Genomic DNA, 25,041 nt, shown 5'->3' with positions numbered 1-25,041 from the left:
AATCGCGAGCAGAGAGCAGGTAGATGCGTCCCGACATCGTCATCGTGATGACCGATCAGCAGCGGGTGGGGCTGACGCGGCGGAGCGGGTATCCGGTGGACACCATGCCGTTCGTCGACGGCCTGGCAGGCCGCGGAACGGATTTCCGGAACGCGTACACGGCCGCACCGGCCTGCGTTCCGGCGCGCACGAGTCTGCTCACCGGCCGGTTTCCGAGCGCCCACCAGGTCCGGCAGAACAGCAACGCCCAGCACGCACGGTTCGCCCAGGACCTGGTCGACGTACTGCGGGCTGCCGACTACCAACTGCACTTCGCGGGAAAGCCGCACATGCACCGCGACGCGCGGGACTTCGACACGTACGCCGGTCCGTACTTCCACACCCAAGGACCCGAACGGAACGCGGACGAAAACGCTTTCGACAACTGGCTCGAGCACCTCGACCACGGCGTCTCCGACGAGCCGACGCCGTACGACGTGAAGAACCAACTGCCGTACCGGATCACCACCGACGCACTGCAAGCGGTCACCGAAGCCGACCCCGACCAGCCCGCCCTGTTCTGGGTCTCGTACCCCGAACCCCACAACCCCTACCAAGTCCCGCAGCCCTACTTCGACCTGGTCAGCCCCGAAGACGTCCCCGACCGCACAACGGGGCCCGAGGCAACAGAAGTCAAGGGCGGTAGCTACGCCTGGCTGCGCAAGCTCCAGGAGGAGAAGCGACCCGGGTACGACGACAAGTGGCGCCGGTACGCCGCCAACTACCTCGGCATGCTCAATCTCCTCGACGACCAGATCGCCCGCCTGCACGAGGGTCTCGCCCAACGCACCCGGCCGCGGCTCACGATCGTGCTCGCCGACCACGGCGACTACGTCGGTGAGTACGGCCTGCAGCGCAAGGGCGCCGGCCTGTCCGAGTTCCTGATGCGGATCCCGCTGATCATCGCCGGCGACGGCGTACACCCCCAGCAGCGCGACGAACCGGTCTCGATCGTCGACGTCCTGCCCACCATCTGCGAGGCCGTCGGCCAACCGATCCCCGACGGCGTCCAGGGCCGCAGCCTCCTGCCGCTCACCCATGGTGAGGAAGCGCCCGAGGAGGAGTTCGGCAGCATCATCGCCGAGCACGGGTACGGCGGTCGCGCGTACGACGTGACTGCCCGGCCGCCGCTGCACTTCGGGTACGACGGCCCGACCTTCGACGAGCTGAACACCGTCACCCAGTCCGGCGCCGCGCGGATGCTCCGGAGCGGCCGCTGGAAGCTGATCGTCCATGCCGACCTGCCCGGTGAGTTGTACGACCTGGCACAGGACCCGGCCGAGCTGAACAACCTCTTCGATGACGACGCGCATGTGGCCGTCCGGGCCCGCCTCCTGCACCAGCTCGCCCGCTGGCAGGCACGGCTGACCGACGACCTCCCGAACGGCAACTACACCCCGCTCCGCCTGCCCCACAACTGGCGCTGGGCACCCCAAGGAGAACAAGCATGAGCACTTTCAGCCGCCGGACCCTGCTGGGCCTCGGCGCCGCTACCGCCGCGGCGATCACGATTCCTGGCTGCTCCGGCAAGTCCGGTCCGATGCGCGTCTCCTGGTACGGCCCGGACCCGGTGACCAAGGCGCTCAACAAGGCCCTCGACGCCTGGAAGTCGAGCGGCGGCGCGGAGTACACCGCGGAGAGCGCTCCCTTTGACGACTACTGGGACAAGCTCGCCACGCAGACCTCCGGCAACAACGCACCCGACGTCCTGCGGATGTCGATGAGCTACTTCAGCGACTACGCCGGCCGGAGTGCCTTGAAGGATCTTGGTTCGCTGGGGATCGACACGTCGGGTCTCGACAAGGACGTCGCCGCCAGCGGTGTTGCCGACGGCAAGAACTACGGGATCGGGCAGAGCTCGATCAGCTACTCGATGTACGTCGACGAGGGCGCGATCAAGAAGGCCGGCGGGACGGTGCCGGCGCAGGGCTGGACCTGGGACAAGTTCGCCGAGTTCGCCCGCGACTACTCGGGTTCGGTGCAGGGTTCGTTCGGGTCGAGCGACCAGGCCGGAAACTTCCAGCTGTTCGAGGTGTACGCGCGTCAGCACGGTACGGAAATGTTTTCCGACGACGGCGGAAAACTGCTCACGACCAAGGAAACCGTCCAGGAATGGTTCCAGTACTGGGCAGACCTGCGGAACGCGAAGGCCGCGCCGCCCCAGAACCTGAGTGGTGAGACGACCGCGATCGAGAAGTCGTTGATTGCCACCGGCAAGTCTCCGCTGCAGTTCGGCTGGGTCCAGCAGGTCACCTTCTACCAGCCGCTGGTGAAGAGCCCGCTGACGGTGCTGCCGGTCCCGCAGGACAAGGCCGGCGATCTCACCGGCCAGTTCGTCAAGGGCCTCGACCTGTGGTGCATCTCGGCTGCGAGCAAGCACCCCGAGGACGCGGCGAAACTGATCGGGTTCCTGCTCAACGACGAGAAGGCGATCAAGGCGATCGGCATCCTGCTCGGCGTACCGCCGTCGAAGCAAGCGCGTGACCTGGTTTCCGCGGACGCGGGTTCGGCCGGTGCGCGGGCGATCAAGTACGTCGAGGACCTGGCCGGCAAGGTCGGTCCGTCGCCGAAGCCGTGGCCGAAGGGGTACGGCGAGCTGCTGACCGGGTTCGACCGGATCGCGGAGAACATCGGCTTCGGTAAGACCACACCGGCGGCAGGCTCCCAGGAGTTCGTGGACCTGGCCGGAAAGACTCTCGGTCAGTGATTTCCCGATTAAGGCAGAGCGTTCCGGCGTACCTGTTCCTGCTGCCCTGGCTGATCGGCGTCCTCGGGCTGACGATCGGCCCGATGCTGCTGTCGCTCTACTACTCGTTCACCGACTACGCATTGCTCAACACCCCCGAGTGGACCGGGCTGCACAACTACACGGCCCTCTTCCAGGACTCGCGGTACCTGCACTCGCTGCGCGTCACGTTCATCTACGTCGGCGTCTCGGTACCGCTCGAGATGGCGTTCGCGCTCGCCGTCGCCGTACTGCTGAATCGTGGGCTCAAAGGTCTCGCCGTCTACCGGGCGCTGTACTACATCCCGAGCCTGCTCGGTGGAAGTGTCGCCATCGCCCTGCTGTGGCAGCAGATCTTCGGTAGCGACGGCCTGCTCAACGACGTCCTCGGCATCTTCGGCATCCACGGCCGCGGCTGGATCTCGGAGCCGGGTACGGCGCTGTGGACCCTGATCCTGCTGCGGGTCTGGCAGTTCGGCGCCCCGATGGTGATCTTCCTGGCCGGCCTGCGGCAGATCCCGGACGAGGTGCTCGAAGCCGCCGAGGTGGACGGTGCGGGCCGATGGCAACGATTCTGGCGGGTGACGCTGCCGCTGCTCTCGCCGGTGGTGTTCTTCAACCTGGTGCTGCAGATCATCGGCGCGTTCCAGGCCTTCACGCCGGCGTTCGTGATCAGCGGCGGCAAGGGCGGTCCGTCGGACTCGACGCTGTTCTACACGCTGTACCTGTACCAGCAGGCGTTCGGAAACTTCCGGATGGGGTACGCCGCCGCGATGGCCTGGGTGCTGCTCCTGATCATCGCGGTCTTCACCGGACTGAACTTCGTCCTCGGCCGCACCTGGGTGTTCTACGGAGACGAAGGGGTACGTCGATGAGACGCGTACTGGCCCATGCCGGCCTGAGCGTGGGAGCACTGGTGATGCTCTACCCGCTGCTGTGGATGATCACCGCGTCGCTGCGGCCGAACACCGAGATCTTCTCGAGCCCCGGACTGATCCCGGAGCACCCGACGCTCGGCAACTACGCGCTCGGCTGGTCGTCGACCGGGACCAGCTTCGGCATCTACATCATGAACTCGCTGATCATCTGCGCCGCGGTGGTGATCGGCAACGTACTGACCTGCTCGCTGACCGCGTACGCGTTCGCACGGCTCACGTTCGTGGGCCGGAAAACGTTGTTCGCGGTGATGCTGGCGACGATCATGCTGCCTGGTCACGTGACCCTGATCGCGCAGTACTCGATTTTCCGGAAGCTGAACTGGATCGACACGTTCTGGCCGATGATCGTGCCGAGTTTCCTGGCCACCGACGCGTTCTTCGTGTTCCTGATGGTGCAGTTCATCCGGTCGATCCCGGTCGAGCTGGACGATGCGGCCCGGATCGACGGCTGCGGGGTCTGGGGCATCTACCGGCGGATCATCCTGCCGCTGCTGTCGCCGGCGCTGGTGACGACGGCGATCTTCTCGTTCATCTGGACCTGGAACAACTTCTTCAGCCAGCTGATCTACCTGTCCACGAGGACCCGGCTGACGGTGCCGGTCGCGCTGCGTGGCTTCCTGGACGCCACCGGCAGCTCGGAGTGGGGCGCGCTGTTCGCGATGAGTGTGGTCACCCTGGTCCCGGTCGTCGTGGTGTTCGTGATCTTCCAGCGCCGCATCCTCGCCGGAATGGCCCACACCGGCCTCAAATGACAGTATCCATCTCATGAGGCCGCGCCTGACCGATGTCGCCGAGGCGGCCGGGGTGTCGATGAAGACGGTGTCGAACGTCGTCAACGGCGCCGAGCACGTCCGCGAGGAGACCCGGCAGCGGGTGCTGGCCGCGATCGACAAGCTCGGATACCGGCCGAACATCGCGGCCCGCAACCTGGCCCAGGGCCGCAGCGGGGTGATCGCGCTCGCCGTACCGCAGCTCGACCGGCCGTACTTCGCCTCGCTCGCCGCCCGGATGCTCGACGAGGCCGAGGCGTTCGGCTGGATCGTGCAGTTCCACCAGACCGGCGGTCGCCGCGAGGCTGAGCTCGCGTTGCTCACCGAACGGCACCCGGCACGCCTCGACGGCATCGTGATGAGCCCGCTCGGGCTCACCGCGGAGGATGTACAGAACCGCGACCCCGCGCTGCCGCTCGTCCTGCTGGGCGAGAAGGCCGGCACGGAGCACCACGCCGACCACGTCGGGATCGACAACCGCGAGGCCGGCAAGGTGGCGACCCAGCATCTGCTCGAGCTCGGCCGGCGCCACGTGATGGCGCTGGCCCCCGGGCCGCGGATGGACGACGAGCGGATCAACGGGTACCGCGACGCACTCACCGCGGCCGGGCTACAAACAGACGAGGACATTGTGCTCGCGACCGGCGGCCTGCGCGGCCAGGACGCCGAGCGGACCCTCGGCGAGTGGCTGGACTCGGGAAACCCGGCGCCGGACGCAGTCTTCGCCGCCACCGACTGGCTGGCGATGGGCGCGATCCGGGCGCTGGTCCTGCGCGGTCTGCGAGTGCCGCAGGACGTGGCCGTGGTCGGCTTCGACGACATCCCGTACGACCTCGCCACCCTCCCGACGCTCACCACGGTCGCGCCGGACCGGGTCGCGATCGCCCGCCTCGCGCTGCAGGCCCTCCGCGACCAGCGCCCCGGCGGCGAACCCCAGCGCCTGCAAGCCCCCTTCAGCCTCGTCGTCCGCGAGAGCACCACCGGCATCAGCTAGTACTGGCGCTAGCCGGGCCGCCGGTCGAGACTGGCGGCATGGGTGGGGGAATGGTGGCGATGCTGTTCTCAGACATCGAAGGGTCGACGCTGCTGCTGCGCCGGTTGGGGGACCGGTACCTGGAGGCGCTGGAAGATCATCGGCGGATCCTGCGAGCGGTCTGGACGGCGTACGGCGGGACCGAGATGGGGACCGAGGGCGACAGCTTCTTCGTCGTGTTCGGGACGGCCGGCGAGGCGGTCCGGGCGGCCGTCGACGGGCAGCGGCGACTGGAAGATCATCGATGGCCGGACGACGAGCGGCTGCGAGTGCGGATGGGGATCCACACCGGTACGCCGGGTGTGTACGACGGCGACTACTGGGGCCTGGACGTCCATCTCGCGGCACGGATCGGGGCCGCTGCGCAGGGCGGCCAGATCGTGGTGTCGGCCGTCACTGGTGAGCTGACGCAACTGCCTGACGGGGTCACGCTGCGCGATCTCGGCACACACCACCTCAAGGACATCCCGGAACCCGAGCACCTGCTCCAAGTCACCGTCGACGGGCTGAAGGCCGAGTTCCCGCCACCACGCACTCTCGGTACGTCGACGAGCCTGCCGGCATCCGCGACACCGTTACTGGGTCGCGAACAGGATCTCGACCGCGTCACCGGTCTGCTCGACAGGCCCGACGTACGGCTCGTCACGCTGACCGGACCGGGCGGGTCGGGCAAGACCCGCCTGGCGATCGGCGTCGCCGCGGAGCTGACCACGAGGTTCCCCGGCGGGGTGTACTTCGTTCCGCTCGCGGCGGTCACGTCCGCGCGCGTGCTGTGGACGACGATCGCCGAGGTCCTCGACATCCCGCCGCGGGAGCGCGGGCGGATCGTCGCCTACCTGGCGCAGCGAACCCTGCTGCTCGTCCTCGACAACCTCGAGCAACTCCCGGACGCCGGCAAGGTCGTCGCCGAGATCATCGAAGGCGCGCCGCACGTGAAGCTCGTCGCCACGTCCAGGCGAGCCCTCGGCCTCACCGGCGAGCACCTGCACCCGGTGCTGCCACTCACAGATGCCGCCGTAGAACTTTTCGTGCAGCGTGCCCAGGCCGTCCGACCGACGTTCACGCTGACCGACGAGAACACGGCGGACGTGGTCGCGATCTGCCGCCGGCTCGACGGGCTCCCGCTCGCTATCGAGCTGTGCGCGCCGCGGGTGCGGCTGCTCAGCGTCAAGGAGCTGCTTGCCCGGATCGATCAGGCGCTCGACATCGCGTCCACGAGTACGGCGACCCCGGAACGTCAGCGGACGCTGCGGGACACGATCGCCTGGTCGTACGAGCTGCTCGGCCCCGAGCACCGCCGTACCTTCCGCTGCCTCGCGGTCTTCGCCGGCGGCGCCGACCTGGCCGCGGTCGAGAAAGTTGCCACTGGCATCGACCCGCTCGACGCCCTGGCCGAGCTGCACGACGCGAACCTGATCACGCTGTCCGACGGACCGGACGGCACCCGCGTCCGCTTGCTGGAGACGGTCCGCCGGTACGCCGCCGACGAGCTGCAAGCCACGGACGAGGACGCCGGCGTCCGCGGCATCCACGCCTGCTACTACGCCGACCTTGCCGAGATCATCGAGGACACCAAGAAGACCACGTCCGACCTGCCGCTCGATCGTGCCGAGATCGACCTGGACAACTTCCGTACCGCTCTCAGCTGGGCGACCGGCCACGACATACGGACCGCTCTCCGGCTCTGTTCGGCTCTGGCCTGGGTCTGGACCGTTGGCGGCTACCTGGCCGAGAGCCGCGCCTGGCACGAGCAGATCGTCACCGCCGCCGGTACGACGTCCTCGCCGGAGCTGGCCGCCTGTCTGCGCGGATTCAGCAACGTCTTGCTCATCCAGGGGGAGGCAGAGCACGCCGAAGAGATGGCGGCCCGCAGCGTCGAGATGGCCCAGCGGCTCGGCGATCCGGCCGGCATCGCGTACGGAATGACCGTGCTCGGCTCGATGCAAGGCCAGCGAGGGGACGCACGTGCGGCGCGGGCGACGCTGACCGAGGCCGTCGAGCGGCTCCGGTCCTTGGATGACGAGTGGCGGTTGGCCCGGGTGCTCAACCACTTGGGCGGGATCGAGGAGGAACTCGGCAACTTCGAGCACGCGGAGGAGCTGCTCCGGGAGTCGCTGAGGATCACCGAGTCGCACGGGGACGCGCACGAACTCGCCATCGTGGGGCAGAACTTCGCCTACCTGCTGACCCTCGCCGGCCGTCTCGACGAGGCCGGCGAGCTGGCCCGTGGGCTGGTTCCTACCGTGGTGGCGCTCGGCAGCCCGACTCTCACGATGGCGTTCTCGAACACCGTCATGAATCTGCTGATCCGCCGCGGCGACCCGGTCCGGGCCGCACACCTGTTCGGCGCGGAGGAGGCGATGGGCGAACGGCTCGAGATCCCCAACCCCTACCTGGACGAGGAACTCGCGGAAGCCCTCGAACTCGTCGGCGACACCCTGTCCCGCGAGGACTGGGAACGTCACCGTCACGCGGGACGGACCGAACGTGTCGAGGAACTGCTCGACCGGCTGTCACTCTGAACGTACGCCGCGTGCAGGATCGTGATCGCGGCGAGGACGGCGTACGCGTTCCCGAGGACCAGGCCGAAACCGTGCAGGTGGTACTCGCGGTCGTCGTGATTCGGCGCCAGCCAAGGGAATCCGAAGACCGTGACCACCGTCCACACCATGGCGAGCGCCGACCGCCGACGGAACCACAGGACCGCGCAGATCGGCAGCGCCCACACCCAGTGCCCGCTCCAGGAGATCGGCGACACGAGCAGTCCGACCAGGGCGGTCACGAGAATCCCGTCCAGACGATCAAGTCGCCGTGCGGCGTAGCAGCCGACGGCGACCGTCAGCGCGACCGCGAGCAGCCAGATCGGTCCGATGCCCTCGACACCGCCGGCCACCCGGGCGAACACGCCGCGCCAGGCCTGGTTGCTGATGAAGTGCGTCGGACCTGGGCGGCTCGGATCGAAGATGTAGTGCGTCCAGAACTGACGGGACGCGTCCGGCATCACGACCACGCCGATCAGCATGGTGCCGGCGGTCGTTCCGATCGCGACCGCGGCCTCGCGGAACCGTCGGGTCACCAGCAGGTACAGGATGAAGATGCCGGGCGTCAGCTTGATGCCGGTCGCCACCCCGATCAGCACACCGCGGAACCGCCGCGGCGTCCGGCCGAGCAGATCCACGAGCAGGAGAACGAGCAGGATCAGGTTGACCTGCCCGAGGGCGAACGTCGACCGCACCGGCTCCAGCGTCAGCCCCAGTGCGCCGACCCCGAATCCCAACGCCAGCACGCGTTCCCGCGACCAGGCCGGGCGGAGCGCACGCGTCATCAGTACGCCGATCGCCAGCAGGCAGGATGCGTTCACGAGTGTCATCACCACGCGCCCGGTGCCGGTGCCGAGCGCAGCCACCGGCGTGAACACGAGTGCCGCGAACGGTGGATAGGTGAACCCGAGCGCCAGCTCTTTCGGGAACGCCAGGTGGGCCGTGTAGATGTCCTGTCCGTGCAGGAACGCCCGCGCTGCGACGACGTACACCCGCAGGTCGCTCTGCACGTACCCGGCCGGCCAGAACCACCAGCAGAACCCCAGAAACGCGACGGCCGCGACGACGAGGACCGCCGTACGTCGGCCTCGCGGCGCCGCGACCTTCGCCGGAGCAAGCTCTCGAACAGTCATGTCGACGACTCTCGCCGCCGGCACCCCTGCACCACATCGCCGTCCGGGCTAGTCCTTGCTCACTGCAACGAATGACCCGAAGGCGCTACGGGTCAATCGAAAGAGTGACGCTTTCCAGTGGTTGACCACGAAGAGTGGCGACCAGATACTGCTTGCACCGCTGTGGGGTCAGCTGGGGGTTCACGGGGAATGCTTGTGGTACGACGGCCGGCGGCCGCGGGTTCTCGAGTCCCGCGGTCGTCGGCTCTTTTGTTGTCCACGCCTTGCATCGAGGGGCAGGTCAGGTTTACGGTCCGGGTTAACGTTTAAGTGAGTGTTAGTGAGCACTTCTTCGAAACTTGGAGCAACTATGATCAGTCGGCGACGGTTCCTGCAGGTGACCGGTGCGGCGATTGCCACCTCCACACTGGCGGCCTGTGGCGACGGCGGAGCGGGCGGAGGGGGCGCGAAGGCGTCGGGCGAGCTCAAGCTGCCGACGTACAAGCCCTTCGAGGGTCTGCACCCGGACTTTCCGGGGGCCGAGTCCGGCCTCGAGCCCGGGTTCCTGAAGTTCCCGGCGGACGCGGTCGCGAGCGTGAAGGCGCCGCCGCTGAAGAGTGCGGTCACCGCGCTGACCGAGACCTTCGCGACGCCTCCGCCGCCGATGGGCAGCAACCCGATGTGGCAGGCGCTGAACTCCGCGCTCGGCGGTGAGCTCCGCCTGACGATCGGCACCGACCCGGGCTACCCGGAGAAGTTCGCCACGCTGCTGGCCAGCGACTCGCTGCCGGACCTGATGTGGCTGCCGCCGAACCAGGGCATCCCGAACATCGGCCCGATGCTCGAGGCGAAGTTCCAGGACCTGACCAAGTACCTGTCCGGCGACGCCGTCCTGGAGTACCCGAACCTGGCCGCGCTGAAGCCGGCCTCCTGGCGGACCGCCGTGGTGAACGGGAAGATCTGGGGCGCCCCGATCCCGTCGACGCCGTTCGGTCAGGTGATGATGGGCAACCCGAAGACCTGGGCGAAGGTCGGCGGCCTGCAGTGCGCCACCGCGGACGAGTTCTTCGCCAAGTGCAAGGAGCTCACCAACGGCACGAACTACGCGCTCGAGCCGGCGATCATCAACATGCTGCACATGTTCGGCGAGTGGTTCGGCGCTCCGAACGGCTGGCGCGTGAACCAGGACCGGTCCCTGACGCACCTGTACGAGACCGACAACTACAAGGCCGCCGTCGAGTACGCCGCCAAGCTCTGGGCCGCCAAGGTGTTCTACCCGGACCTCAACCTGGCCGACGCGACGCCGAAGACCGTGAACGGCCAGATCGCCGCGCAGGTCACGGTCGGTCCGCGGGCGACCGCCGACTTCCGGAACCTGGACCCGACGCTGTTCGTGGACACGATGATCCCGTTCGGCCACGACGGCAAGGCGAAGCCGGTTTACGACATGGGCTACGGCACGGTCGGGTTCACGCCGTTCAAGAAGACCGACGAGGGCCGGATCCGCGAGCTGCTCGCGCTGATGGACTACCTGTCGGCGCCGTTCGGCACCAAGGAGTACCTGGTCAAGAACTTCGGCGTGGAGGGGCAGCAGTACCAGCTCGACGCGCAGAAGAACCCGGTGCTGACGAAGGCCGGTCAGCAGCAGGCACCGGGTCTGGTCAGTGCGCTGCAGATCATGAACGCCCCGGAGAGCGTGATCTTCAACCCGGCGAACCCGGACGACACCAAGAAGATCTACGCGACCGAGCAGCAGCTGCTGAAGTTCGCGATGCGGAACCCGACGGCGGGCACGTACTCCGACACGTCGAGCAAGGTCGGTCCGAAGCTGACCGCGGCGTTCCGGGACACGATCGTCGATATCGTCACCGGCCGGCAGAAGATGGATGCGTACGACGCGGCGCTCAAGCGCTGGAAGTCCGGCGGCGGTGACAAGATGCGCGACGAGTTCGCGGCGGTGCTCCCGTCGAGCGTTCCGGTCACCGGGTCCTGATACATGCTGAAACGAACCTCCTCCGTTGCGCAGGTGAAGAACGGCCTGCCGCTGAAGGCGAAGTGGCGCCGGGACTGGCAGATGGTCCTGCTGATGATTCCCGGCGTCGTCTTCCTGCTGGTGTTCTTCTACCTGCCGGTGATCGGCAACGTGGTCGCGTTCCAGGACTTCCAGCCGTTCCTCGGCATCATGCACAGCGAGTGGAACGGCCTGCAGAACTTCGTCAACCTGTATGCCAACCCGGACTTCTGGGACGCGTTGCGGAACACGTTGCTGCTGGCCGCCGTCCAGTTGCTGCTGTTCTTCCCGGTGCCGATCGGGCTGGCGCTGATCGTCGACTCGCTGGTCAGCAATCGGTTCCGGCGCTGGTTCCAGACGATCGCGTACCTGCCGCACTTCCTGTCCTGGGTGCTGGTCGTGACGCTGTTCCAGCAGTCGCTCGGCGGGGCGGGGTTCGTCAACAACCTGCTCCGGCAGGCCGGCCTGGACCCGATCCCGTTCATGACCAACCCGGACACCTTCCCGCTGCTCGTCGTCGCGCAGCTGATCTGGAAGGACGCGGGCTGGGCGATGATCATCTTCCTCGCGGCACTGACCACCGTGGACGTCTCGCTCTACGAGGCGGCCGCGGCGGACGGCGCCGGGCGCTGGCGGCGGCTGTGGCACATCACGCTGCCGTCGCTGCGGACGGTCATCGTGCTCCTGCTGATCCTGCGGATCGGCGACATCCTCAGCGTCGGGTTCGAGCAGTTCATCCTGCAACGCGACTCGGTCGGTCCGGGTGCTGCCGAAGTACTGGACACGTTCACGTACTACGCCGGCGTGGTCGGCGGGGACTGGAGCAGCGGGGCCGCCGCCGGGCTGGCCAAGGGCGTGGTCGGTGCGTTGCTGCTGTGGGGTGCCAACTCACTCGCTCATCGGCTCGGTGAGCCGGGAATCTTCCAGAGGCGCACATGAGACCCATATGGAAAGAGGATCCGTCGCCGGCGTACCAGGCGATCAAGGCGCTGATCCTGGGCGGGTTCGCGCTGGTGATCGTCGTACCGATCCTGGTCGTGATCTCGACGTCGCTGGCCAGTGACAAGGACATCATCGACGCGGGCGGGTACGTGCTGTGGCCGTCGCATCCGACGTTCAAGGCGTACCAGACACTGTTCAGCGGCGGCCTGATGGGCCGGGCGATCCTGGTCAGCGTCTTCGTGACGATCGTCGGTACGGCGATCGCGCTCGCCGTCACCATCGCGCTCGCGTACGCGACGTCGCGGCCGGTGCTGTTCGGGCGGCCGGTGCTGCTGATGGTGCTGTTCACGTTGCTGTTCGCGCCGGGCATCATCCCGATGTTCCTGGTGGTGAAGCAGCTCGGGCTGCTCGACAGCCTGTGGTCGTTGATCCTGCCGGGCGCGCTGGGGGCCTTCAACTTCGTCGTTCTGCGCACGTTCTTCATGAACGTGCCGGGCGAGTTGCTGGAGAGTGCCCGGATCGACGGCGCGAGCGACTTCACCATCCTGCGCCGGATCATCATGCCGCTGTCGAAGGCGGTGATCGCGGTCGTCGGGCTGTTCTACGCGGTCGGGTTCTGGAACGCGTTCTTCAACGCGTTGCTGTACCTGAACGACACGTCGAAATGGCCGGTCCAGGTGATCCTGCGGACCTACGTGCTGCAGGGCAAGTCGCTGTCCGCCGACCAGCTCGGAGTCCATCCGCCGCCGCAACCCCAATCACTGCAGATGGCCGTCGTCGTGGTCGCGCTGGTGCCGATCGCCATGGTGTACCCGTTCCTCCAACGGCACTTCACCAAGGGCGTTATTACCGGTGCGGTCAAAGGCTGATCTGCAAGAATCGATATATGTCCTCACCTTTGGCAGAGCGGCCGACGCTGCGGATGGTGGCGAAGGAGGCTGGTGTCTCGGTCGCGACCGTGTCCTACGTGCTGTCCGGACGGCATCGCAGCCACACGATCAAGGACTCGACCGCGGACCGGGTCCGCGAGGCCGCGTCGCGCCTGGGGTATCGGCGCAACGACGCGGCCCGCGCGATCCGGACCGGCAAGTCGGACCTCGTCCTGCTGTCCCTGAACGTGCTCGCGGACCCGTGGTCGCAGGCGGTCGCGGCCGCGGTCAGTACGGCGGTGAGCCCGCTCGGAAAGACCGCGCTGATCGTCGCGGACGGCGACTGGCGGACCGTGCTCGCCAACCGGACGCCGGACGTGATCTTCATCGACAGCATCAAACCGGACCCGGAACAGATCGCCGAGCTGGAGGCGTTCGCGGCGCAGGGCGTGCAGATCGTCGCGTTCAGCGAAACCCTGGAGCCGCAGGGCTTCGACGTGATCCGGTCCGGCGCCGAGCCGCGCTGCCACCTCGCCGTGGAGCACCTGCTGGAGCACCACGACCGGGTCGGCGCGCTCACCTCGCGGACGACGGGGTTCGCCCGCTTCGACGCGTACGTCAACACGTTGCGCGCCGCCGGCAAGCCGATCAGCAGCGACCAGATCGAGGTCTTCGAGCAGCACCCGGAGGGCGCCTACCGAGCCGCGATGGCGCTGCTGTCGAAGCCCGATCGGCCGACCGCGCTCTACTGCACCACCGACTTCGCCGCGATCGCCGCCGTCCGGGCGGCCCACCGGCTGCGCATCGACGTACCGGGGGATCTGGCGATCGTGGGGGTCGGGAACACGCCCGAAGGCGAGCACCTGGACCCGTCGCTGTCCACCGTCGGACCGGTCGGGTTCAACGAGGCGCTCGCCCGGATCATCGTGGGCAGACTGACCGACCGGGAGGGCACACCCGGCGAGGTGTTCGACTTCCCCTGGCAACTGATCGTCCGGGAGTCTTCTTGACAGTGCACATGCCGCGACTCCGTCGCGGCGGGTCATGGGGCTGTGACTCCCGGCCTTCCCTCGTCGTTCCGGTCGCTTCGCTCCCTCCACTCCTCAGTCCAGGCCGGGAGGCCCCATGACCGGACCCAACGTCGTACTGATCTGTGTCGACGAGTGGCGGGGTGACGCGATGTCGTGCGCCGGCCATCCGTACGTCGAGACTCCGCATCTGGACGAGCTGGCGCGGAACGGGGTGCGGTTCAGCCGCGGGTACTCCGCGACGCCGACGTGTGTGCCGGCCCGGGTGGCGTTGTTCACCGGGCAGTCGCAGGAGCGGCACGGGCGCGTCGGGTACACGGACGGCGTACCGTTCGACACCGCGCATCCGGTGACGGTGCAGGGCGAGTTCCGGCGCGCTGGCTACCACACGCAGGCGATCGGGAAGATGCACGTGTGGCCGGAGCGGGCGCGGCTCGGGTTCGACGACGTGATCCTGCACGACGGGTTCCTGCACCACTCGCGGCGTTCCTACCGGCAGCAGTTCGGGTTCTTCGACGACTATGTGCCGTGGCTGCGGCGGCAGCCGGGGGTGTCCCCGGATGCGGAGTACTTCGACCACGGGGTGAACTGCAACTCGGTCGTCGCGCGTCCGTGGGACAAGGCGGAGGAGTTGCATCCGACGCACTGGATCGGCACGCAGACGATCGACTGGCTGTACCGACGGGATCCGACGCGACCGTTCTTCTTGTACCTCTCGTTCCATCGGCCCCATCCGCCGTACGACCCGCCGGCGTGGGCGTACGACCAGTACAACGCGTTGCCGCCGTACGAACGTCGTCTGGGTGACTGGGAGGACGACTGGGACGAGTTCCGGCGGGACGGGGACTACCAGGCGGCGATCGGGGACCTGCCGGACCGCGTCGTGCATCGCGCGCGGGCCGGGTACTACGGGCTGATGGCGCAGATCGACCTGCAGATCAACCGGATCCGTGAGGCGCTGGTCGATTTCGGGGTGTACGACGACACGATCATCGCGTTCACGTCCGACCACGGCGAGATGATGGGCGACCATCGGATGTTCCGGAAGTCGGTGCCGTACGAGGGGTCGGCCCGGGTGCCGTTCATCGTCGCGGACCGTGCTGCGGCTGGTGATGCTGTTCGCGGCGAGGTTGTGGATCAGGTGGTCGAGTTGCGGGACGTGATGCCGACGTTGCTGGATCTCGCCGGGGTGCCGATCCCGTCGTCGGTGGACGGTGTGTCGCTGGCGCCGTTCCTGCGCGGGGAGTCGGTGCCGGTGCGGGAGTGGTTGCACGGCGAGCACCTGCACTTCGGGCAGTCGATCCAGTGGGTGACGGACGGGAAGATCAAGTACGTCTGGGGTTCTTCGCTTGGCGTGGAGCAGCTCTTTGATCTCGTCGAGGATCCGGGGGAGTTGCGGAACCTGGTGAAGGCCGAGCCTGAGCTTCGGGAGTTGTGGCGGTCGCGGTTGATCCAGGACCTGACCGGGCGCGAGGAAGGGTTTGTTGCCGACGGCAAGCTGGTGACCGGGCGTCCGGTGACCGCGATCCTCAACCACACCAGGGAACGCGTTGCACGCGCCGCCGGCTGAGGACTGGGAGCCGGTCGACATCGGCGAGTCCGACACGTCCGTCTATCGTCGGGGTGACACGTTCGCCAAGTGCTGCGACCCGTCCGGCGTCGCCGACCTGGCCGCCGAACGCGACCGCATCCGCTGGCTCGCTGGAACGGGTTTCCCCGGCGCGACGGTGGTGGACTGGCTCGAGCCTGACGGTCCCGGGTCGTCCTCGGGTGGTGCGTGTTTGGTGACCTCTGCGGTGCCGGGGGTTCCCGGGGACACCCTCCCGCCCGCATCGCACGATCGTGCCATGCGGAACCTCGGGGCGACCCTTCGCGACCTGCATTCGCTGACCGACTGCCCGTTCGAGCGGCCGCTGGCGGACGTGATCGCGACGGCGACCGACGTCGTACGGCGTGGTGCTGTGAACCCGGCGTTCCTCACCGACGAATGGCGCCGGCTGCAACCGACCGAGCTGCTCGACCAAGTGCTTGCTGAGCGCCCCTATATCGAGAGCGTCCTGGAGCCCGTCGTCTGTCACGGCGACGCCTGCCTGCCGAACGTGTTCTTCGACCCCGAGACCCTCGAAGTCACCGGCCTCATCGACCTCGGGCGCCTCGGGATCGCCGACCGGTACTCCGACCTCGCCCTCACCACGATCCAGTTCCACGACGAGTGGTCCGCCGACCCGGCACCGTTCCACGAGGCGTACGGCGTACCGGATCCGGACCCGCGCCGCCTGTACTTCTTCCGCCTCCTCGACCCGCTCACCTGGGGCTGACCATGAGAGTCGAGCTCGTCGCCCTGGTCGTCTCCCGCGAACACGCCTTCGAAGGACGCCCGCAGGACGGCCCGCGTCCCGACCCCGAACCGGTCGCGCGCACCGAGATCGAGGTCCGCGCCGACCTCGGTATCGTCGGCGACCGCTACTACGCCCAAGCGATCCACAAGAACGCCGCCGTGACCCTCATCGACGCAGCCTCACTCGACGAGGTCGAACGCGTCCTCAACCTCGACGCGCCTCTTGACCCGCACCTCACCCGGCGCAACATCACCCTGCGCGGCTTCCCGATCGACGAACTCGCCGCCCACCGCGCCGCCGACGGCACCCGCGTTCCCGGCCGTCGCTTCACCTTGGGTTCGATCACCTTCCAGGCGAACCGCCCGGCCAACCCGTGCGCGTGGATGGACGAGGTCCTCGCACCCGGCGCGATGCAGGCGCTGCGCGGACACGGCGGCATCCGCGCAACCCCACTGACCTCCGGCGTACTCCACCTCGGCCCGACCGAACTGACCCTCCTGGACTGAGCTCGCCTCAGTTGGCCGATGGGGCGCGGTTCGGGCCAGGAGGACAGGAGGTGCCGGTCGGGTGGGTAGTGCACCTGAGCGTGATCGGGTTCCTGCGTACAGCGTCTCGCTGGTGCTCTACCTGTCGAGCTGCAGATTCGCCGGCGGGTGAGTGCTCGGGCCGAGGCCGGGATTTCGCGCGGCTTTCGGTCTGGGCACCTACCGTCGTGGTGTGAGGCTGGTAGGTGCGCTCGTCGTGTTGACGGCGCTGGCCGGATGCAGCGACACGGCTCCGACCGGCGACTCAGTCCTGCCATCCAACCCGGCCACACGCTCGACCCCGCCCACAGGACCCGCCGCGACCTCCTCGTCCACGACCGCCCCGACCCCCTCGCCGGCGCGACCGCCGAGCGCGACAGCCGTGCCTTCGCCCCGCCCGACGCCCACTGTGTCCGGGCCGGTGAGCATGTCGATTCCCGCGATCGGCGTGCGGAACCTGCGGGTCGTCGCCTACACCGGCACCGCCGACGACCGGCCGGGCACCAAGATCCAGGACCGCGGTGTCGCCGCCAGCCCACGCGGACGTGCCGGCGGCGTCGGACCCGGCGAGATCGGGAACTTCATCATCACCGGCCACCGCGTCAGCCACGGACGACCGCTGGAGCGAGCACCGGAGCTGAAGAACGGAGACCACGTCCTGATCAGTGCCGGCGGAACGGTGTACGACTACGTGATCACCCGGACGATGACGATCTCCTTCCGAAAGCCCGCCGAGAAGGCCCAGCAGAACGCCGCCGTCCCCGGCAACCCCGGCGCGAAGCCGACCCAGCCGATGCTCACCATCTCCACCTGCTCCACCCCCGAGGACCACGCAGCCGGCAACTACTGGCACGACGAACTGGGCAACCCCGAACACCGCATCAACAAGATCGGCACCCTGGTCACCACCCGCTAACACCGCCGGCCGGGGGTGGGAACAGGCACCGGGGGCGTGAGACAGGTTATTGCCTGTGCCCTGCCACCAGCGCGTGTTCTCTGGCTACTTGCGGCCGAACTTCCACCATTTGGGCTTGTTCATCTTGATCTCATCGGGCTCCATCGGCGGCGGGACCGGGGGCCGGGACTCCTCGGTGAGGAAGTTGCCGGATTCGGTGTCGTACGGCGTGACGCCGAGTTGGCGGCTGATCTCCATCACGATCGGGATCGACCGCGGGCCGTCGTTCAGGTAGAAGGTGATGTCGCGGACCTCGACGCCCTTGCCGATCGTCATCTCGACGTCGTACTCCGGACTTCGCAGCGCCAGCCAGGACGGTTTGCTCGTGTCCACGTCCGGCACCACTTCCCGGACCTTGGCCACCACGTCGGTCGCCAGACCGACGGCCGGCGGCTCGTAGTCGACCGGAATGTCGTCGAGGCGACGTACGCCTCCTGGCCCGCGCATTGCGTAAACAGCCCAGCTCATGCCCCCAGCATGCCAGGCGGGTCAGTGCTTGCGGGCGGCGAGGATGGCGAAGGTCAGGTATTGGCCGTTGTCGGCCTCGAGCATGTCGAGGGCGTCGTCGCGTTCGCCGCGGTACTCGGAGACCGCTCGGGACCACTTGATCCAGTCGGCCCAGCCGTTCTCCTGCAGGCGCGCGGCGGTGACGTCGACGAGCTCGGTGATCTCCCACTGGAACCGCCACCAGTCCGCGGTATGCCAGGCGAGCGCCTCCCAGCCGACCATCTTCTTGATGTGCTCCGGGATGTGGCCGAGCTCGCGGATCTCGCGCCGCATGGCGGGCGTCGCGACGCCCAGCTGCCCACCCGGCTTGAGGAAGCTGGTGATGTAGGCGAGATAGCCGTCCGCGGTGCCGAAGTATTCGTAGGCGTCGATGCAGATGATCGCGTCGAAGAACCCCGCGGCGAACGGCAGGGCATGCGCCTCCGCCTTCAGCGTCACGACGTCCGGGGAGTCGATGTGGGCGGCGGCCTCGGTCGGATCTATCCACAGGTCGGCGGTCCAGACCTGCACGCCGTACTCCTTCGCCAGGAAGACGGACGTGGCGCCCTTGCCGGATCCCAGGTCGAGTACGCGCATGCCGGGTTTCAGGTCGAGGTCGCTGGCGAGATCTTCCAGCATCCACAGGGGATTCGGGCCCATGTCCCGGGCCAGGAGCCAGTCCGCGTCGTACTTGTTGGACCGCGGATAGTCGTCGTGCTTCAGGTCTGCCACTGGCACAGGGTAGCGAGATCAAAACGGGATGTGCCTGGCATTTTCGGCGGGCAGAGTGGATGCATGACTGAACTTGATCCGGTGATTCGCTCCTTCTATCGGGACCGGTACGTCGAGGACGATCGGCTGGTCGTCCGCGGGCACGGCCGGCTCGAGTTCCTGCGTACCCAGGAGTTGCTGCGGCGCTGGCTGCCGCCCACGTCCGACGTACTGGATGTCGGTGGTGCGACCGGCGTCCACGCGCGATGGCTTGCGGCGGACGGGCATCGGGTCACGCTGGTCGATCCGGTTCCGGAGCATGTGAAGCAGGCGGCGACGATCGGGACCTTCGCGGCGGAGGAGGGCGATGCGCGGGCGCTCCGGCACGCGGACGCGAGCGTTGACGTGACGCTGCTGCTCGGGCCGCTCTACCACCTGGTCGATGCCGCGGATCGTGCGCGGGCATTGGCGGAAGCGGTACGGGTGACGCGGCCCGGTGGGCTGGTGGTCGCCGCGGGCATCAATCGGTACGGCGGCCTGCTTGAGGCCGGCAGCAACGGAACCCTCACCGACGAGAACCTGCACCTGTTCCTCGACGCCTTCGCGTCCGGCAGCATCGACGGCTCCGGCGGGTTCACCGTCGCCTATTTTCACCACGCCGCCGAACTCGCCACCGAACTCACCACAGCCGGTCTCGCCGACGTGGAGGTCCTCGGGGTCGAGGGCCCCGCCAGCAACGTCCTCCAGAACGCCGCCCCGGAGACCGTCGAAGCCCTCCTCCCCTCCGCCGTCCTCTTCGCCCGCCATGTCGAATCCGACCCCAACCTTCGGGCCGCCAGCCCGCACTTCCTCGCCCACGGCCGCGTAGCCGAGTAAATGCGCTGGGTAGCTGCCCAGTGGCGGGCGGTCGCGGAATGATGTCAATAGCTGCAATCCGGTTCCCGGGATGGTGGTCCAGGCCGTAATATCATGCGGCGGCCGGCACTGGGGGTGTTCCGGCCCTTCTGATGCATCGGGGTGGGACCGGCGGTGACCGGTACTGGGGAGAAGCGGGAAGTTATGGCGGACAAGCCGGCACCCAAGCCTGGGCACTTCCTGCCGGGCGGCGACGGTGACCAGATCTCGAACGACGACCGGAAACAAGGGACTTCGGCACCGTTGGGGGCACCGTTGGCGGCACCCACGCCGCGGCTCAGCGGGGACGCGCCGCCGACGCCGCCGCAGTTGAGCGGGTCCCGGATCGACTCCCGCCGTACGACGCCTTCCGGCGGCCGCCTCGGCCCGCCGCCGGCCGAGGATCGCGCCTCTGTGGCGTACCGGCAGGTGTATCACCCGGAGCCGGTGCCGTTCGTGCCGAAGAAGCGGTCCAAGGGCCTCATCGCGCTGATGGTCGCCGCGGTGCTGCTGTTCCTCGGCGGCGGCGCGACGTTCGCGGTCAAGGTGATCTCGTCTCCGGACTTCTCGGTGAACCCGATTCCGCCGACCACGAAGCCGAGCGGCGGCGCGCCGACGACCAAGCCACCCGTCGGCAAGGGCACCCCGGACACCGACGTCGTCGGCAAGAACGCGATCTACGCCGCCGGCGCGCTCGCCGCGGCGAAGTGCCCGGAACCCGCGTTCCGGCCGACGTCCATGGAGAACGTCCGCTCGTACTATCAGGCGCTGACCGCATGTATGGACAAGGCCTGGGAACCGATCGTCACCAAGGCCGGTTTCGAGTTCCGATCGCCGAACCTGGTCATCTTCGCCGACGGTGACGAGACCGCGTGCGGCGTACAGCACGACCTCGCCCTGTACTGCCAGGACGAGCACGGCGGCAGCGCGACGATGCCGTGGCAGACGACCGTCGAGGACTACCCGAAGAACAAGGCCGAGGTGCGCGCGGAGATGGCCCAGTCCTTCGGCTTCGTGTACGGCGTACACGTGCAGAACCTGACCGGGATAGCCGACGCCTCCGACAACCTCGCCGACACCGCGGCGAGCAAGACCGCGCAGCTGGAGATGAACCGGCGCGCCGCGCTGCAGGCGTACTGCTTCGGTGCGGTGTTCTTCGGCGCGGCCAGGGCGAGCTTCCCGTTGCGCGGCGAACTGCTCCGGCAGTGGAACGGACTGATCAGTCGCCGCGGCGACGAGTTCACCAAGGACAAGGTCCGCGACCACGGCTCCAGCAAGAGCCTCGCGCTGTGGATGAACCAGGGCCTGGCGACAACCAACCCCGGAGCCTGCAACACTTTCGTCGCAGCATCCGCCAAGGTCAGCTGAGCGAAGATGGGAACGATCGATGCCTGACTCCGAGGAAGGTGTGCCGGGGCCCGGGCACTTCGCGTCCGGTGAACCAGCGGCCGGCACCCGTCCGCTGACCCTGAAGAGCGCGCAGCCAGGCGGGCTCGGACCGGCTCGCTCGGTGTCGCTCGGCGACACCCCGATGCGTCGCAAGGCGCGTCCGCTGCCGACCGAACCGGGTACGACGAGCGAGTACAGCGGCCCGCCCGTCGCGCCGCAGACCGGCGTACCGCTCACGCCGCTGACCGGCACCCGCCGCGTCGGCGGCCCCCGCCCGACCGGCTGGCACTCGAACCCGTCCCGCTCCGGCGCCCAGTTCACCACCGAACCACCACCGGCCGCCCCGCCACGCCAGTACTCCCGGCCGATCGTCGTCGGCCTGTCGATCCTCGTCATCCTGATGCTCACCGGCGCCACCATCGCCGGCTTCCGCCTGGTCGACTCCTACGGCAACGTGAAGAACCCCCTCGCCCAACCGTCGGTGAAGAAGTCCCAGACCCCGCTCCCCGTCCCACCCAACCCCACGGTCACCAAGACCGTCCAGGGAGTCCCGGACATGGTCCGGCTCCAGCAGAACAAGATCTATACGTCCGGAAAGGTCGTAGCGGTCAGCTGCAAGGAGCCGGCGATCAAACCGAACTCGCAGTCGGCGATCCTGCGCTACTACCAGGCACTTCTGCCGTGCCTGAACAACGCGTGGGGGCCGCTGGTGACGAAGGCCGGTTACGACTTCCGGCCGCCGAAGCTGAAGCTGCAGACCAGCCAGGTCGGCACCGAGGAGGACTGCACCGGAGAGTCGGACACCGCGTACTACTGCAGCGACGACGAGAGCATCAACATCAGCTGGAAGAACGATCTCAAGTACTACAAGGACGAGCCGCTCGCTGCCCGGGTGTGGATGCTCGACACGATGGCGCACGAGTACGGGCACCACATCCAGCAGATGACCGAGATGATCACGGCGTCGTTCTCGCGCGAGGGCTGGACGAACTCGAAGGCGATGAAGCTCGAATGGGCGCGTCGCCGCGAGCTGCAGGCGACCTGCTTCGGCGCGGCTTTCCTCGGCGCCAACAAGAAGTCGCTCGGCCTGTCCGGCAACAAGCTTCAGGTCTGGCGGTGGGAAGCGCAGCACTCCGGCGACGAGTACAGCGAGGACAAGATCCGCGACCACGGCTCGCGGAAGAGCAACTGGGCGTGGTCCGAACCCGCCTTCAACTCCGCCGACCCCAAAGTCTGCAACACCTTCACCGCCCCCGCCGCCAAGGTGAGCTGATGCCCGGGCGGACGGTTGCGCTGGAGACGCCGGTGGACACCGCGAAGCGAGTGACTTGATCGTGCGGCGCGCAGCTCTGATTGGGGTCGTTGGGCTGCTTGTGGCGATTGCCGGTGGGTGCTCGTGGACGAATGGAGCGCTCTCGGACCCGGCGTCCTCTGGCGCGAGTACGACGCCGACGCCGAGAGTTGCGCCGAGTCCGGTGCGGGCGACCCCGACGTACCGGACGCAGGAGGAGATCTACCTGCTCCGCAACAAGATCTACTCGGCGGGACAGGTTCCGGCGGTGGCATGCAGCTTGCCGGATATCGCGGTGCGGTCGCAGAAGGCGGTGCAGCAGTACTCGACCGCGGTCCTGGACTGTCTCCAGCGGGCGTGGAAGCCGCTGGTCGTGCGTGCGGGCGTCAAGTTCGTGCCTGCGGTCACGTATGCCGTCAACCAGGGATCGAAGACGGCCTGCGGGATCTTCCGCAAGGAGGACTACGTGTACTACTGCAGGGCGAACTCGGGGATCTATCTCGACTGGGACCAGCTCGTCGAGGATGAAGGGACCGGCCCCGTGGCGGCGCAGATCACCATCCAGTACCTGATGGCGCACGAGTTCGGGCACCACGTGCAGAGGCTCGTCAGGATCTCGCAGTACTTCGACGATCGATGGGACCGTACGACCGGCGCGACTCGCCTCGAGCAGATGCGCCGTCAGGAACTCCAGGCGTCCTGCTTCGCGTCCGCGTTCCTCGGCGCCAACCAGGCATCCCTGAACCTGTATGACGACAGGCTCAACGCGTACCGCCGGGCTGCGCACCGCGGCGACGACGGCCAGCCGGATGGTGTCCGGGACCACGGATCGCGCGCGAGCAACACCTCGTGGACCGACGATGCCTTCGCGGCCAAGTCTCCGGCGGTCTGCAACACGTGGGCCGCACCCGCGGAGTGGGTGAGCTGAGATGCGTCGTACGGCGCGTGTGGTGGCAGTGTTCGTCGCCGTGGTGTTGGCCTGCGGCTGTACTCGACAGGTCGCCGCGCCGGAGACGACCCCCACCGCGACCCCGACCCCGACCTCGACCCCGAGTCCGAGTGCGACACCGACGCCGAGTCCGAAGCCGAGTGTGACGTCGAGTCCGAAGCCGAGGGTTGTGCCGAGCAAGGCGCCGGCTACTCCGACGTACAGCGTGCGGGGGCAGAAGCACCTGGTCCGCAACAAGATCTACTCCGCGGGAGAGGTTCCGGCCGTCGCATGTGAGCTGCCGGATATCGCATTGCGATCGCAGAAGGCCGTGCAGCAGTACATGAACGCGATCCTTGGCTGTCTCCAGCGAGCCTGGAAGCCCGTGGTAGCGCGTGCGGGTGTCAAGTTCCGGCCGGCGGCCGTGTACGCCATCAACCAGGGATCGAAGACGGCGTGCGGCACCTTCGGCAAGCAGAGCGAGGGGTACTACTGCCCGGCGGACTCAGGGATCTATCTCGACTGGGACGAGCTCGTCGAGGACGAGGAGTACGACCACGTGGTCGCGCAGGTGTACCTCGAGTTCACGATGGCGCACGAGTTCGGGCACCACGTACAGCAGCTCGTCGGGATCTCGACGTACTACGACGATCGATGGGGAGAGATCACCGGCGCCGCCGTCCTCGAGCCGTCGCGCCGCCTCGAACTGCAGGCGTCCTGCTTCGGTGCGGCCTTCTTCGGCGCCAACCAGACGTCTCTCGACCTGTACGGCGACCGGTTCAGTTCCTACCTGTGGGCTGCGTCCTCCGGTGACGACCCGGCGTCGCCCCCGCGGGACCACGGATCGCGCGAGAGCAGCTCCGCGTGGGCCGCGGCCGCTTTCAAGGCCAAATCCCCGGCTGCCTGCAACACCTGGTCGGCGTCCTCGGATCGGGTCAGCTGAACTTGAGTTTGAAGCCTTCGTGGGAGTTGGTGAAGCCCAGGTTGGTGTAGAAGCGGTGGGCTTCGGTGCGGGATTTGTCCGAGGTGAGTTGGACCAGGGTGCAGCCGCGAATGCGGGATTCTTCGACGGCCCAGCGGACGAGAGTGCTGCCGAGGCCGCAGCCGCGGGCGGGGGCAGCGACGCGGACGGCCTCGATCAGGCCGCGGGTGGAGCCGCGGCGGGACAGGCCGGGGATGATCGTGAGCTGGAGCGTGCCGATCACATCGTCGTTGCGATCAGCAACTACCAGCAGTTGGTTGGGATCGGCATCGATCTGCTCGAACGCCGCCAGGTACGGCGTCAGGTCGTCGAGCGACTCGCGGGTGGCGCCGAGTTGGTCGTCGGCGATCATCGCGACGATCGCGGCAACGTCGGAAGCGGTGGCGCGGCGGATCACGACATCGTTCATAGGTACAGGATCGCAAACGCCTGAAGCGGTTCAGTCGGCAGGGGTAAGCAGCGAAGTACCGCGATAGTGATTGCCTTACGCAAACACTTTTCGTTGCCCGCCGCGCCTGCAAATCTGTTTGCCCAA

General features: G+C 67.8%; 23 protein-coding genes. 19 read left to right on the top strand and 4 right to left on the bottom strand.

From position 1 onward, the window contains the following. Positions 1 to 23: 23 nt before the first annotated feature. From E0H45_RS33095 to E0H45_RS33070, 6 genes are read left to right on the top strand one after another with little or no spacing between them, the layout of a single operon-like run. Positions 24 to 1,490, top strand: coding sequence for a sulfatase-like hydrolase/transferase (locus tag E0H45_RS33095; protein ID WP_131344750.1), 1,467 nt, complete (start codon positions 24 to 26; stop codon positions 1,488 to 1,490). Further along, complete coding sequence (locus E0H45_RS33090) at positions 1,487 to 2,746, top strand: extracellular solute-binding protein (RefSeq protein ID WP_131344748.1); 1,260 nt, start codon at positions 1,487 to 1,489, stop codon at positions 2,744 to 2,746. The genes E0H45_RS33095 and E0H45_RS33090 overlap by 4 nt, the downstream gene beginning before the upstream one ends. Beyond that, positions 2,743 to 3,639 (top strand): carbohydrate ABC transporter permease, encoded by an 897-nt coding sequence (locus tag E0H45_RS33085; protein WP_165546679.1) that lies wholly within the window; start codon positions 2,743 to 2,745, stop codon positions 3,637 to 3,639. Before E0H45_RS33090 ends, E0H45_RS33085 begins: the two co-directional genes overlap by 4 nt. Beyond that, positions 3,636 to 4,454 carry a carbohydrate ABC transporter permease gene (locus E0H45_RS33080; protein WP_131344747.1) on the top strand — a complete coding sequence of 273 codons (819 nt, stop codon included), beginning with the start codon at positions 3,636 to 3,638 and terminating at the stop codon, positions 4,452 to 4,454. Before E0H45_RS33085 ends, E0H45_RS33080 begins: the two co-directional genes overlap by 4 nt. A 13-nt stretch (positions 4,455 to 4,467) precedes the next feature. After that, positions 4,468 to 5,466, top strand: a complete 999-nt coding sequence (locus E0H45_RS33075) for a LacI family DNA-binding transcriptional regulator (protein WP_131344745.1) — start codon at positions 4,468 to 4,470, stop codon at positions 5,464 to 5,466. A 38-nt stretch (positions 5,467 to 5,504) separates the two neighbouring features. After that, the gene (locus tag E0H45_RS33070; protein WP_131344743.1) at positions 5,505 to 8,027 is read left to right on the top strand and encodes an ATP-binding protein; all 2,523 of its coding nucleotides are present in this window, start codon (positions 5,505 to 5,507) and stop codon (positions 8,025 to 8,027) included. Here the strand turns inward: E0H45_RS33070 and E0H45_RS33065 are convergent. Then, complete coding sequence (locus E0H45_RS33065; RefSeq protein ID WP_131344741.1) at positions 7,973 to 9,178, bottom strand: glycosyltransferase 87 family protein; 1,206 nt, start codon at positions 9,176 to 9,178, stop codon at positions 7,973 to 7,975. The genes E0H45_RS33070 and E0H45_RS33065 overlap by 55 nt on opposite strands. A 349-nt stretch (positions 9,179 to 9,527) precedes the next feature. Here E0H45_RS33065 and E0H45_RS33060 point away from each other — a divergent pair, with 349 nt between their 5' ends. The 8 genes from E0H45_RS33060 (at position 9,528) to E0H45_RS33020 (ending at position 17,786) form a co-directional block, all read left to right on the top strand. Further along, a complete protein-coding gene (locus tag E0H45_RS33060; RefSeq protein WP_131344739.1) occupies positions 9,528 to 11,150 on the top strand; it encodes a type 2 periplasmic-binding domain-containing protein in 1,623 nt (540 codons plus the stop codon). 3 nt (positions 11,151 to 11,153) lie between these two features. Further along, complete coding sequence (locus E0H45_RS33055) at positions 11,154 to 12,107, top strand: ABC transporter permease (protein WP_238155470.1); 954 nt, start codon at positions 11,154 to 11,156, stop codon at positions 12,105 to 12,107. Continuing rightward, positions 12,104 to 12,979 (top strand): carbohydrate ABC transporter permease, encoded by an 876-nt coding sequence (locus tag E0H45_RS33050; RefSeq protein ID WP_131344737.1) that lies wholly within the window; start codon positions 12,104 to 12,106, stop codon positions 12,977 to 12,979. Before E0H45_RS33055 ends, E0H45_RS33050 begins: the two co-directional genes overlap by 4 nt. Before the next feature lie 17 nt (positions 12,980 to 12,996). Then, the gene (locus tag E0H45_RS33045; RefSeq protein WP_202872640.1) at positions 12,997 to 13,989 is read left to right on the top strand and encodes a LacI family DNA-binding transcriptional regulator; all 993 of its coding nucleotides are present in this window, start codon (positions 12,997 to 12,999) and stop codon (positions 13,987 to 13,989) included. Positions 13,990 to 14,104: 115 nt separating this feature from the next. After that, complete coding sequence (locus tag E0H45_RS33040) at positions 14,105 to 15,577, top strand: arylsulfatase (RefSeq protein ID WP_131344735.1); 1,473 nt, start codon at positions 14,105 to 14,107, stop codon at positions 15,575 to 15,577. Beyond that, positions 15,558 to 16,325, top strand: coding sequence for an aminoglycoside 3'-phosphotransferase (locus tag E0H45_RS33035; RefSeq protein ID WP_131344733.1), 768 nt, complete (start codon positions 15,558 to 15,560; stop codon positions 16,323 to 16,325). Before E0H45_RS33040 ends, E0H45_RS33035 begins: the two co-directional genes overlap by 20 nt. Before the next feature lie 2 nt (positions 16,326 to 16,327). Then, entirely contained in the window at positions 16,328 to 16,852 is a 525-nt protein-coding gene (locus E0H45_RS33030; protein ID WP_131344731.1) for an MOSC domain-containing protein, read from the top strand. Between the two features lie 445 nt (positions 16,853 to 17,297). Beyond that, a complete protein-coding gene (locus E0H45_RS33020; RefSeq protein ID WP_131345913.1) occupies positions 17,298 to 17,786 on the top strand; it encodes a class E sortase in 489 nt (162 codons plus the stop codon). 84 nt (positions 17,787 to 17,870) lie between these two features. On the opposite strand, the gene E0H45_RS33015 is transcribed toward E0H45_RS33020, so the two are convergent. Both E0H45_RS33015 and E0H45_RS33010 read right to left on the bottom strand, forming a co-directional pair. Further along, the gene (locus tag E0H45_RS33015; RefSeq protein WP_131344729.1) at positions 17,871 to 18,293 is read right to left on the bottom strand and encodes a hypothetical protein; all 423 of its coding nucleotides are present in this window, start codon (positions 18,291 to 18,293) and stop codon (positions 17,871 to 17,873) included. Positions 18,294 to 18,314: 21 nt separating this feature from the next. Continuing rightward, positions 18,315 to 19,043, bottom strand: coding sequence for an SAM-dependent methyltransferase (locus tag E0H45_RS33010; RefSeq protein ID WP_238155469.1), 729 nt, complete (start codon positions 19,041 to 19,043; stop codon positions 18,315 to 18,317). 63 nt (positions 19,044 to 19,106) lie between these two features. On the opposite strand from E0H45_RS33010, the gene E0H45_RS33005 reads away from it, so the two are divergent. From E0H45_RS33005 to E0H45_RS32985, 5 genes are all read left to right on the top strand, one after another. Beyond that, positions 19,107 to 19,898: a class I SAM-dependent methyltransferase gene (locus E0H45_RS33005; RefSeq protein WP_131344727.1), complete on the top strand. Its 792-nt coding sequence runs from the start codon at positions 19,107 to 19,109 to the stop codon at positions 19,896 to 19,898. A 183-nt stretch (positions 19,899 to 20,081) separates the two neighbouring features. Next, positions 20,082 to 21,284, top strand: coding sequence for a neutral zinc metallopeptidase (locus E0H45_RS33000; RefSeq protein WP_131345907.1), 1,203 nt, complete (start codon positions 20,082 to 20,084; stop codon positions 21,282 to 21,284). 19 nt (positions 21,285 to 21,303) lie between these two features. Then, entirely contained in the window at positions 21,304 to 22,578 is a 1,275-nt protein-coding gene (locus E0H45_RS32995) for a neutral zinc metallopeptidase (RefSeq protein ID WP_131344725.1), read from the top strand. 202 nt (positions 22,579 to 22,780) lie between these two features. Further along, positions 22,781 to 23,524 (top strand): neutral zinc metallopeptidase, encoded by a 744-nt coding sequence (locus E0H45_RS32990; RefSeq protein WP_165546678.1) that lies wholly within the window; start codon positions 22,781 to 22,783, stop codon positions 23,522 to 23,524. Between the two features lies 1 nt (position 23,525). Continuing rightward, positions 23,526 to 24,467 carry a neutral zinc metallopeptidase gene (locus E0H45_RS32985; RefSeq protein ID WP_131344721.1) on the top strand — a complete coding sequence of 314 codons (942 nt, stop codon included), beginning with the start codon at positions 23,526 to 23,528 and terminating at the stop codon, positions 24,465 to 24,467. Here the strand turns inward: E0H45_RS32985 and E0H45_RS32980 are convergent. Then, positions 24,460 to 24,915: a GNAT family N-acetyltransferase gene (locus tag E0H45_RS32980; RefSeq protein ID WP_131344719.1), complete on the bottom strand. Its 456-nt coding sequence runs from the start codon at positions 24,913 to 24,915 to the stop codon at positions 24,460 to 24,462. The two genes, E0H45_RS32985 and E0H45_RS32980, sit on opposite strands and share 8 nt — an antisense overlap. Positions 24,916 to 25,041: the final 126 nt, after the last annotated feature.

Source organism: Kribbella soli, from assembly GCF_004331345.1.
Classification (GTDB): Bacteria; Actinomycetota; Actinomycetes; order Propionibacteriales; family Kribbellaceae; genus Kribbella; species Kribbella soli.
The sequence above is the reverse complement of the archived record's forward strand: the minus strand, read 5'-3'. Positions and strand labels throughout refer to the sequence as shown.

Bases quoted from the DNA above. Each gene is read 5' to 3' on its own strand.
- E0H45_RS33095 (WP_131344750.1), top strand. From the start codon at position 24: ATGCGTCCCGACATCGTCATCGTGATGACCGATCAGCAGCGGGTGGGG.
- E0H45_RS33090 (WP_131344748.1), top strand. From the start codon at position 1,487: ATGAGCACTTTCAGCCGCCGGACCCTGCTGGGCCTCGGCGCCGCTACC.
- E0H45_RS33080 (WP_131344747.1), top strand. From the start codon at position 3,636: ATGAGACGCGTACTGGCCCATGCCGGCCTGAGCGTGGGAGCACTGGTG.
- E0H45_RS33075 (WP_131344745.1), top strand. From the start codon at position 4,468: ATGAGGCCGCGCCTGACCGATGTCGCCGAGGCGGCCGGGGTGTCGATG.
- E0H45_RS33070 (WP_131344743.1), top strand. From the start codon at position 5,505: ATGGGTGGGGGAATGGTGGCGATGCTGTTCTCAGACATCGAAGGGTCG.
- E0H45_RS33065 (WP_131344741.1), bottom strand. From the start codon at position 9,178: ATGACTGTTCGAGAGCTTGCTCCGGCGAAGGTCGCGGCGCCGCGAGGC.
- E0H45_RS33060 (WP_131344739.1), top strand. From the start codon at position 9,528: ATGATCAGTCGGCGACGGTTCCTGCAGGTGACCGGTGCGGCGATTGCC.
- E0H45_RS33055 (WP_238155470.1), top strand. From the start codon at position 11,154: ATGCTGAAACGAACCTCCTCCGTTGCGCAGGTGAAGAACGGCCTGCCG.
- E0H45_RS33050 (WP_131344737.1), top strand. From the start codon at position 12,104: ATGAGACCCATATGGAAAGAGGATCCGTCGCCGGCGTACCAGGCGATC.
- E0H45_RS33045 (WP_202872640.1), top strand. From the start codon at position 12,997: ATGTCCTCACCTTTGGCAGAGCGGCCGACGCTGCGGATGGTGGCGAAG.
- E0H45_RS33040 (WP_131344735.1), top strand. From the start codon at position 14,105: ATGACCGGACCCAACGTCGTACTGATCTGTGTCGACGAGTGGCGGGGT.
- E0H45_RS33030 (WP_131344731.1), top strand. From the start codon at position 16,328: ATGAGAGTCGAGCTCGTCGCCCTGGTCGTCTCCCGCGAACACGCCTTC.
- E0H45_RS33020 (WP_131345913.1), top strand. From the start codon at position 17,298: ATGTCGATTCCCGCGATCGGCGTGCGGAACCTGCGGGTCGTCGCCTAC.
- E0H45_RS33015 (WP_131344729.1), bottom strand. From the start codon at position 18,293: ATGAGCTGGGCTGTTTACGCAATGCGCGGGCCAGGAGGCGTACGTCGC.
- E0H45_RS33005 (WP_131344727.1), top strand. From the start codon at position 19,107: ATGACTGAACTTGATCCGGTGATTCGCTCCTTCTATCGGGACCGGTAC.
- E0H45_RS33000 (WP_131345907.1), top strand. From the start codon at position 20,082: ATGGCGGACAAGCCGGCACCCAAGCCTGGGCACTTCCTGCCGGGCGGC.
- E0H45_RS32995 (WP_131344725.1), top strand. From the start codon at position 21,304: ATGCCTGACTCCGAGGAAGGTGTGCCGGGGCCCGGGCACTTCGCGTCC.
- E0H45_RS32985 (WP_131344721.1), top strand. From the start codon at position 23,526: ATGCGTCGTACGGCGCGTGTGGTGGCAGTGTTCGTCGCCGTGGTGTTG.
- E0H45_RS32980 (WP_131344719.1), bottom strand. From the start codon at position 24,915: ATGAACGATGTCGTGATCCGCCGCGCCACCGCTTCCGACGTTGCCGCG.